Genomic DNA, 9,340 nt, shown 5'->3' on the forward strand with positions numbered 1-9,340 from the left:
CGCGACGGATCACAGCGTCMGCTTGATCTCCTCGACGCGATAGCACTCGATCACGTCGCCAGCGCGCATGTCCTGATAATTCTCGAAGGACATGCCGCATTCCTGGCCGGCAACCACTTCCTTGGCGTCGTCCTTGAAGCGCTTGAGCTGCGAGAGCTTGCCCTCGTGGACCACGACATTGTCGCGGATCAGGCGGACATTGGCGCCGCGTTCGATCGTGCCGTCGGTGACGCGGCAGCCGGCGATCTTGCCGACCTTCGAGACGTTGAAGATCTCGAGGATCTGGGCATTGCCGAGCATCGTCTCGCGCAGGGTCGGAGCCAGCAGGCCCGACATCGCCGCCTTCACGTCATCCACGAGGTTGTAGATGATGTTGTAGTAGCGGATTTCGACGCCGGCCCGTTCGGCCGCCTCGCGCGCTTCCTTGTGGGCACGCACGTTGAAGCCGATCACAGCCGCGCCGGAAGCCTGGGCGAGCGTGATATCGGATTCGGTGATGCCGCCGACACCCGACTGCAGCACGCGTGCGCGCACCTCGTCGTTGCCGACCTTCTCGAGCGTGCCGACGATGGCCTCGACCGAACCCTGCACGTCGCCCTTGACGACGAGCGGGAATTCCTTGCGGCCAGCGCCTTCCTTGAGGTCGCGCATCATCTCCGCGAGCGAGCGGCCCGCTGCCGATCCACCGCCACGAGCTGCGATCCGGTCGCGCTTCTGACGCTCACGGTAATCGGTGACCTCGCGGGCACGCGCTTCGGATTCGACAACCGCGACGCGGTCGCCGGCCTCAGGCGTGCCGTTGAATCCGAGAACCTCGACCGGCAGCGACGGGGGCGCCTCCTTGATCTGGGCACCGGTGTCGCCGATCAGGGCGCGCACCCGGCCCCATTCCGAGCCCGCCACGACGATGTCGCCGGTGCGCAGCGTGCCGCGCTGGACGAGCACGGTCGCKACCGGGCCGCGGCCGCGATCGAGCTTCGCCTCGATCACGGTGCCTTCGGCAGCGCGATCGGGATTGGCCTTGAGATCGAGCAGTTCAGCCTGCAGGGAGATAGCCTCGAGAAGCTTGTCGAGGTTCTGGCCGGTCTTGGCCGAAACCTCGATTTCCAGCGTCTCGCCGCCCAGCGTCTCGACCTGGATCTCGTATTGCAGCAGCTCGGACCGCACGCGGTCCGGGTTGGCGTCGGGCTTGTCGATCTTGTTGATCGCCACGATCAGCGGGACCTTGGCCGCCTTGGCGTGGTTGATGGCCTCGACCGTCTGCGGCATCACGCCGTCGTCGGCTGCCACCACGAGAACGACGATATCCGTCACCTTGGCACCACGGGCACGCATCGCCGTGAAGGCGGCGTGGCCCGGGGTATCGATGAAGGTCACCTTCGAGCCGGTCGGCGTCGTCACCTGATAGGCGCCGATATGCTGGGTGATGCCACCGGCCTCGCCGGTCACGACATGGGTCTGGCGGATCGCATCGAGCAGCGAGGTCTTGCCGTGGTCGACATGGCCCATGATGGTCACGACCGGGGGACGCTGGATCAGCATCTCATCGGTGTCGGGCGTATCGAACAGGCCTTCTTCGACGTCGGATTCGGCGACGCGCTTGACGGTGTGGCCCATTTCCTCGGCCACGAGCTGAGCAGTGTCGGCGTCGATCACGTCGGTGATCTTGTGCATCGCGCCCTGCTTCATCAGCAGGCGGATGACGTCGACGCCACGCTCGGTCATGCGGTTGGCGAGTTCCTGGATGGTGATCGTCTCGGGGATGATCACCTCGCGCATCACGCGTTCCTTGGCGACGTCCGAGGCACGGTGCCCGGTCATGCGCTGGACGCGACGGCGGAAGGCTGCAACCGACCGTGTCCGCTCGTCATCACCGCCGGTAGCGGTCGAGAGCGTCAGGCGGCCACGCGGCTTCTCACCGGCCTTGGGCGTCTTCGGGGCGGGAGTCGGCGCGCCGCGATTGGCAGCGCCGGGAGCGCCGCCGGGGCGACGGAACGCGGGCCTGGCCTCACCATCATCGGGGCGGCTGCGCGGGGCGCCGGCCGAAGGGGCCTGACGGGCCGGGCGGACGACGGCCGGCTCTGCGGGAGCGCTCGGATCACCGGCACGGGGGGGACGCGGTGCGTCGACCCGGGCAGGACGCGAGTCGAGCCGCGGCGGACGTGCACCGACGTCGCGCATCTGCGGACGTGCGCCACCGAACTCGCGCGGACCGGATGCGGGCCGTGCGGCGGGAGCATAGGTTGAAGGCTGGGACGGCTGCGCCTGCTGCTGCGGCGGAGCGGATGGAGCCGGGGCCGAGACCTGCTCACGCGGCTGCTGGGGGGCTGCCGGACGGGCGGCCTGGGCATCATCGCGCTGACGAGCGGCGACTTCGGCGCGACGCTTCTGCTCGTCTTCTTGACGACGGCGCTCTTCTTCCTCGCGCTGGCGAGCAAGAGCTGCCTCGCGCTCGGCCCGTTCGCGTTCTGCAACAAGCGCACGCTGGCGGGCTTCCTCTTCGGCCTGACGGCGCTCGTCGAGCTCACGGGCTCGCGAGTCGGACAGGGCGCGCTGACGCGCATCCTTCTCGTCGTCCGAGAGGGTGCGCAGCAGCATGCCGCCTGGCTTCGGAGCTGCGGGAGCCGGCTGGGGTACGACCGGACGCGGGGCAGCGGGCTGCACCGCGGGCTGCGGCGCACGAGCCACCGGCGCTTCCTTGACTTCGGGCCCACCGACGCGGCGCTTGACCTCGACGACGACCTGCTTCGAGCGCCCATGCGAGAAGCTTTGCCGAACCGTGCTCTGCTCAATCGGCCGCTTCAGCGTTAGGGTCTTCGGAGGGCTGACCGTCAAAGTCTTGTCGCCCGGGTTTTTGGTATCGCTCATTCCGCTTTCGGTCCTGCCGGTTCGGTCGTGTGTTCGTCTGTCTCGTCGAAATCCGTCGGGCTTTCCGGGCCCAACGCACCGGCATCGCCCATCCGGTAACGGACGAGCCGACGCCAGCGGGAGAGGAAACCCTCGGCCGCCGGTCCCGGAGCAAGGGCCGCATGTATCACATGTGACCGCCCCAACGCCAATTCCAAATCAGCCGCCGCGAATTCCGCGACGACAGGTGTGTTTCGGACCTTCAGCCCATCCTCGGCTCGCGCTGCCGCAACCCGCTTGAGAGCCTGTCCTATCTTGCGTCGGCCATCCTCGGCGCCATCGCTGGCTTCGATCACCGCGGCGAGACGCCCCGATCCGATAGAAGCCTCGACCTTGGCAAAGCCGGACGAAACCAGTCCCGCCTTGTTGGCCATGGCCAGCGCCTGGACTGCATCGCGATGCATCAAGCCATCGATCATAGCCGCAAGATCAGGCGGTATCATGACCTTGGTCTTGAGCGAGCGCTCGAAGGCCTTGCGCTTGATCGCCTCGGCGACCGTGGCCGCGCTGAGGCTCGTCCAGACGCCGCGGCCCGGAAGCTTGCGGCGCAAATCCGGCGTGAGAACCCCGTCGGGGCTGACCACGAACCGGATCAGATCCTCCGGCGCCTTGACCATGCGGGTCACGACGCAGCTGCGCTCAGGGCCGTCCTTGTGCGCGGGCCGCGCCGATTCCGGCCTTTTCATCACGCGCGCCTGACTCAGGCCTCGGCCGCTTCGCTGTCGGCCTCGGGCTCCTCAGCGGGAGCTTCGACCCAGCCCGCCTTGATGCGCGCGGCCATGATGATGGCCTCTGCATCCTGGCGCGACAGGTCGAACCCGTCGAGATAGCCGGAATGGCGTGTGCTCTCGCCATCCTTGCGTTCGGTCCARCCGACGAGATCGTCAGTCGCGCAGCCCGCCAGATCCTCGACGGACTTCACATCGTTCTCGCCGAGCGCGACCATCATCGATGTGGTGATGCCCTCGACTTCGCGCAATGCGTCCTCGACACCCAGAGCACGACGCTTGTCGTCGAGCTCGGCTTCGACCGTCGCCAGGTATTCCTGAGCGCGCGACTGGATCTCGCCCGCCGTTTCCTCGTCGAAGCCTTCGATCGTGGCCAGTTCGGCGAGGTCGACGTAAGCGACCTCCTCGACCGAACGGAAGCCTTCCGAGGCCAGCAGCTGGCCGACGGTCTCGTCGACATTCAGCGCGTTCATGAAGGTCTCGGTGCGCTGCAGGAATTCCTTCTGGCGGCGCTCCGATTCCTCGGCCTCGGTCAGGATGTCGATATCCCAGCCGGTCAGCTGCGAGGCGAGGCGAACATTCTGACCGCGGCGGCCGATGGCGAGCGAGAGCTGCTCGTCGGGAACCACGACCTCGATCTTGTCGGCCTCTTCGTCGAGCACGACCTTCGCGACTTCAGCCGGCTGCAGTGCATTGACGACAAATGTCGCGACATCCGGCGACCACGGAATGATGTCGATCTTCTCGCCCTGCAGCTCGCCGACGACGGCCTGCACGCGCGAGCCCCTCATGCCGACGCAGGCGCCGACGGGATCGATCGAGGAATCGCGGCTGATCACGGCGATCTTGGCACGCGAGCCTGGGTCGCGGGCGACAGCCTTCACCTCGACGATGCCGTCATAGATCTCCGGCACTTCCTGGCCGAACAGCTTGGCCATGAACTGCGGATGCGTGCGCGACAGGAAGATCTGCGGGCCACGCGGCTCGCGGCGCACGTCGTAGACATAGGCGCGTGCGCGGTCGCCGACCTTGAAGGTCTCGCGCGGGATCATCTCGTCGCGACGGATGATGGCTTCACCGCGGCCGAGATCGACGAAGACATTGCCGTACTCGACGCGCTTCACTGCGCCGTTGACGATCTCGCCGATGCGATCCTTGTACTCGTCATACTGGCGATCGCGCTCGGCCTCGCGCACCTTCTGCACGATGACCTGCTTGGCCGATTGAGCGGCGATGCGGCCGAAATCGAAGGGCGGCAGCGGATCGGAGATGACGTCGCCGACCTGGGCTGCCGGATTGTGGCGCTTGGCTTCGGCGAGCGTGATCTCGGTCGAGGTGTTCTCGACCTGCTCAACGACCTGCAGGTGGCGCGCCAGGCGAAGTTCGCCCGACTTGGTGTTGATCTCGGCATGAACGTCGGTCTCGGCGCCGTAGCGCGAGCGAGCGGCCTTGGCGATGGCGTCCTGCATCGCGTCGACGACGATCTGCCGATCGATCGATTTCTCGCGGGCGACGGCATCCGCGATCTGCAGCAGTTCGAGCCTGTTGGCGCTAACAGCCATGACGCTCACTCCTCTTCGTTGTCGTTCTGCGGAGCCGGCTTGGGCTGTGTGCCCGGGCGCGGTCCCAGTGATTTGCCCCTGCCCTTCTTCGGGCTGGCGATCTCGTCCGCCGGCGGCATCTCGGGCGGCAGGCCAGACTTGCCCCGCCGCAGTGATTCGGTGACCAGGGCGTCGGTCAGAACAAGCCGCGCTTCGCCAATGGCGTTCATCGGAATCGCGACGTCGCGCTCTTCCTCGGTCTTCGCATCGTCGCGCGAGAGCAGGGCCGTATCGCCCTCGACGCCGCGCAGGATGCCGCGGAAGCGCTTGCGGCCGCCGACCAGCTCGTGCGTGTCGATCTTGGCAAGGTGACCGGACCAGCGCGCAAAATCGCTCGGGCGCACCAGCGGCCGGTCGATCCCCGGCGACGACACCTCGAGATGATACGCGGCCTGGATGGGATCGTCGACGTCGAGCGCCGGCGAAAMCGCCTGGCTCACCGCCTCGCAACCCTCGACGGTMATCGTGCCGTCCGGGAGTTCGGCCATGATCTGCACGGTGCAACCGTTCTGGCCGGAGACGCGCACGCGCACCAGCCTGTAGCCGAGATCGATGATCGCCGGCTCGATGATGGCAGCGACACGCGCGGCCACACCGCTTTCGGTCACTACGCGCCTGTCCTGATCTGCTGCTGTCGGCTCGTTCATGTTCGGACTGCCTGCCTTCGCTCCGGCAGGGCTTGCGGCCAACAAAAAAGAGCGGGCCGGCCGGCCCGCTCTTGATCATCGGCTTACACCGAAACCAGAGCTGTTGCGTCGCTATTTAGTCCGCAACGGCCGGGCATGCAAGATCAAAGCTGCCCTGGCAGGGAGCAGGGTGTCGAAAGGAACGCCATGTAACGGCAATGGTGCTTCCATTCCGCGCCCGGCTTTATGCAATTGCGCTAACCGGCTGGTCATTCTTCTCGTCTAGCGTCGGCCAATGGTGCGTAAAGAGGTTGCGTAATGAGTTCGGTCAGCGCGCTGTTGCGTGATCTTGAAGCGACGATGTCGCGAGGCTCGGGCGATGAGCGCGTCCAGATCCTGATGCGTCTGACCGATCTCTTCGTCAGCACGGCCGCGACGATGGGCGATGACCAGATCAGCGTCTTCGACGTGGTGATCGGCAGGCTTGCCCGCGCCATTGAAACCCGCGCGCGGGTCGAATTGTCCGAGCGGCTGTCCATCGTGCCGAATGCGCCAGGCGGCGTGGTGCGCCAGCTTGCGCTCGACGAGATCGCGGTTGCGCGGCCGGTTCTGGTKGGCTCACCCGTGCTGTCCGATCAGGATCTGGTTGCGATCTCCGCCGCAAAGGGGCGCGACCATATGCTCGCGATCACCGAGCGTCCGTATCTCGCCGAGCCGGTGACTGATTTCCTGATCCTGCGGGGCGGTCGTGTCGTGACCCACGCGGTTGCGGCCAACCAATCCGCCCGCTTCTCGCGGCATGGCATGGGCGTGCTGGTGATGCGTGCGGTCCAGGATGACGGCTTGCAGGCGACGCTGGGAACCCGGAGCGACATCCCGGCAGAGCTGGTCGAGCAATTGACGTTGGCTGCGAAGAATTCGGCGCGTCGCAGGCTCGCTGCGACGTTCGAGCCGGCAATGGGCGGAGCCGTCGACCGCGCGGTGGAGCGCAGCGCCGATGCGGTCGCCGCACAAGACCAGCTTCAGGACGATCTCGGCAAGTTCAGCGCTGCGCTGGCCGATATCAAGGCCTTCCATGATGTGGGCAGACTCGACGAGGCCAAGGTCGCCGAGCTCGCCGCTTCGGGCGCAATCGAACACGCCATCTGCGGCGTCGCCATCCTGGCGAGGCTCGGCCTGCAGGCGACGGAGCAGATCATCCTCGGCCCGGATCGCGACGCGGTGCTGCTCGTCGGCCGGGGGCTTGGCTGGTCCTGGGAGACTACTCGCGCCCTGATCACCCTGCGCAAGGGCGATGGCAAATCGGCACCTGCGGTCGAGCGGGCCCGCCAGAACTTCCGCAACCTGACGCCGGTGACGGCGCAGCGGGTGCTCGGCTTCCTCAGGATGCGCGACGGCGTGCAGTGAGATAGCTCGGTACGCGCCCGGCAGCGATGGCCTTGGCCTCGTAACGCGTGCGGATCCAGCCCGGATAGGGTTGGCGCCAGTCGTCGGCGCGCTCATCGGCCCAGTCGAAATCCGGTGAGTGCAGCAGCCGCGACAAGGTCCAGCCGACATAGTCGTCGATATCGCTGGCGAAGCGGAAACGCCCACCCTTCCTCAGCGCCCGCGCGAACAGGGCGAGCGTCCGCTCCGAGACGAAACGGCGCTTGCGTTGCCTGCGCTTCGGCCAGGGATCGGGATAGAGCAGGTCGATCGCATCGAGGCCGCCTTCCGGCAGGCGCGGCAGCATCAGCGCGGCATCGCCATCCCAGAGCCGGACGTTGGTGAGGCCTTCCCGCTCGATCACCGCCAGGAACTTCGCCATGCCATTGACGAAGGGCTCGCAGCCGATGAAGCCGATCTCCGGACTCTCTCGCATGCGGGAGAGCAGATGCTCGCCGCCGCCAAAGCCGATCTCCAGCCGCACCGCCTCGACCGGCTTGGGAAACAATGCCTTCAGATCCAGGATCGCGCCTTCGGGCAGGCGCAGCCGTGGCAGGGTGCCCTCGATCAGCACGCTCTGACCTTCGCGTAGAGGCTTGCCCTTGCGCCGGCCGAAGAAGGCTCGTTCGAGATCTCTCTCCAGGTCTCGTTCTTCGCTCATGATCCCAAAACCCCGTCGTCACCGGCGAAAGCAAAAGGCCGGAGCGAGATCGCTCCGGCCTCTCCGGGATCCGGTAGACCGAACCCCGTCATAACATCCGCGCTGGATCAGGCTACGGCCTTCTTCAGCGTGTCGATCAGGTCGGTCTTCTCCCAGGAGAAGCTGCCGTCGCGACCGGCCTTCCGGCCGAAATGGCCATAGGAGGCAGACTTCGCGTAGATCGGCTTGTTGAGGTTGAGATGGGTCCGGATGCCGCGCGGGCTGAGATCCATCACCTCGCCCAGAGCCTTTTCGAGCTTGGCCTCGTCGACCTTGCCAGTGCCATGCAGGTCGACATAGATCGAGAGCGGCTTGGCAACGCCGATGGCGTAGGAGAGCTGGATCGTGCAGCGCTCGGCGAGCTTGGCGGCAACCACGTTCTTGGCGAGGTAGCGCGCMGCATAGGCAGCCGAACGATCGACCTTGGTCGGGTCCTTGCCGGAGAACGCGCCGCCGCCATGCGGGGCAGCGCCGCCATARGTGTCGACGATGATCTTGCGGCCGGTCAGGCCGGCATCGCCATCAGGACCGCCGATCACGAACTTGCCGGTCGGRTTGACGTGCCAGACGGTGTCCTTCGAGATCCAGCCCTCAGGCAGCGTCTCGCGGATATGCGGCTCGACGATCTTGCGGACATCCGCAGAGCTCAGCGAGTCGTCGAGATGCTGGGTCGAGAGCACRATCTGCGTGACGCCGACCGGCTTGCCGTTCTCGTAYTTGACGGTGACCTGGCTCTTGGCATCGGGGCCGAGCTTGGCGGCCGGTCCTTCACCCGCATGGCGGGCCTTGGCCAGGACTTCGAGGATCTTGTGGGCGTAGTAGATCGGCGCCGGCATCAGCTCGGGCGTYTCGCGGCAGGCGTAGCCGAACATGATGCCCTGRTCGCCCGCGCCTTCTTCCTTGTTGCCGGCGGCGTCGACGCCCTGGGCAATGTCGGCCGAYTGCGAGTGCAGCAGCACGTCGATCTTGCACTTCTTCCAGTGGAAGCCGTCCTGCTCGTAGCCGATCGCGCGGATCGCCTTGCGGGCCGCCGACTTGACCTTGCTCTTCAGCGCCTTCTCRTCGAGCGAGGTGCGGACCTCACCGGCGATGACGACGCGGTTCGTCGTGGCCAGGGTCTCGCAAGCGACGCGCACCTGGGCCGGATCCATCCCKGCCTTGACGGCCTCCTTGAAGAACAGATCGACGACCTCGTCGGAAATCCGGTCGCAAACCTTGTCAGGATGACCTTCGGAAACGGACTCGCTGGTGAAGAGATAGTTCTGGCGTGACACGGACGAAGGATCCTTCATGCACGGACAAGCTGGTGGCCGCCAGCACGGACCCTGCCGGTGCGGGGCGCAGCGTTCTTGC

Annotated in this window: 7 protein-coding genes; 1 reads left to right on the plus strand and 6 read right to left on the minus strand. The window is 66.3% G+C overall.

All coding sequences use genetic code 11. From position 1 onward, the window contains the following. Window positions 1-9: 9 nt before the first annotated feature. The 4 genes from infB to rimP are packed head-to-tail and all read right to left on the minus strand — an operon-like array spanning window position 10 to window position 5,883. Window positions 10-2,868 (minus strand): translation initiation factor IF-2, encoded by a 2,859-nt coding sequence (infB, locus tag AC1DJT_RS12105; RefSeq protein ID WP_476834130.1) that lies wholly within the window; start codon window positions 2,866-2,868, stop codon window positions 10-12. Next, window positions 2,865-3,593, minus strand: coding sequence for an RNA-binding protein (locus AC1DJT_RS12110; protein ID WP_441492023.1), 729 nt, complete (start codon window positions 3,591-3,593; stop codon window positions 2,865-2,867). The genes infB and AC1DJT_RS12110 overlap by 4 nt, the downstream gene beginning before the upstream one ends. A 14-nt stretch (window positions 3,594-3,607) precedes the next feature. Then, window positions 3,608-5,197, minus strand: a complete 1,590-nt coding sequence (gene nusA / locus AC1DJT_RS12115; RefSeq protein WP_069878570.1) for a transcription termination factor NusA — start codon at window positions 5,195-5,197, stop codon at window positions 3,608-3,610. A 5-nt stretch (window positions 5,198-5,202) separates the two neighbouring features. Continuing rightward, window positions 5,203-5,883, minus strand: coding sequence for a ribosome maturation factor RimP (gene rimP, locus AC1DJT_RS12120; protein ID WP_476834131.1), 681 nt, complete (start codon window positions 5,881-5,883; stop codon window positions 5,203-5,205). Window positions 5,884-6,180: 297 nt separating this feature from the next. Between rimP and AC1DJT_RS12125 the strand changes: the two genes are divergently transcribed. Continuing rightward, window positions 6,181-7,269, plus strand: coding sequence for a DUF2336 domain-containing protein (locus AC1DJT_RS12125; RefSeq protein WP_476834132.1), 1,089 nt, complete (start codon window positions 6,181-6,183; stop codon window positions 7,267-7,269). On the opposite strand, the gene trmB is transcribed toward AC1DJT_RS12125, so the two are convergent. Further along, a complete protein-coding gene (gene trmB / locus AC1DJT_RS12130) occupies window positions 7,244-7,948 on the minus strand; it encodes a tRNA (guanine(46)-N(7))-methyltransferase TrmB (RefSeq protein WP_476767838.1) in 705 nt (234 codons plus the stop codon). The two genes, AC1DJT_RS12125 and trmB, sit on opposite strands and share 26 nt — an antisense overlap. A 107-nt stretch (window positions 7,949-8,055) precedes the next feature. After that, window positions 8,056-9,261 carry a methionine adenosyltransferase gene (gene metK, locus AC1DJT_RS12135; RefSeq protein WP_441492019.1) on the minus strand — a complete coding sequence of 402 codons (1,206 nt, stop codon included), beginning with the start codon at window positions 9,259-9,261 and terminating at the stop codon, window positions 8,056-8,058. Window positions 9,262-9,340: the final 79 nt, after the last annotated feature.

This window comes from Allobosea sp. 05T422_2, from assembly GCF_056396265.1.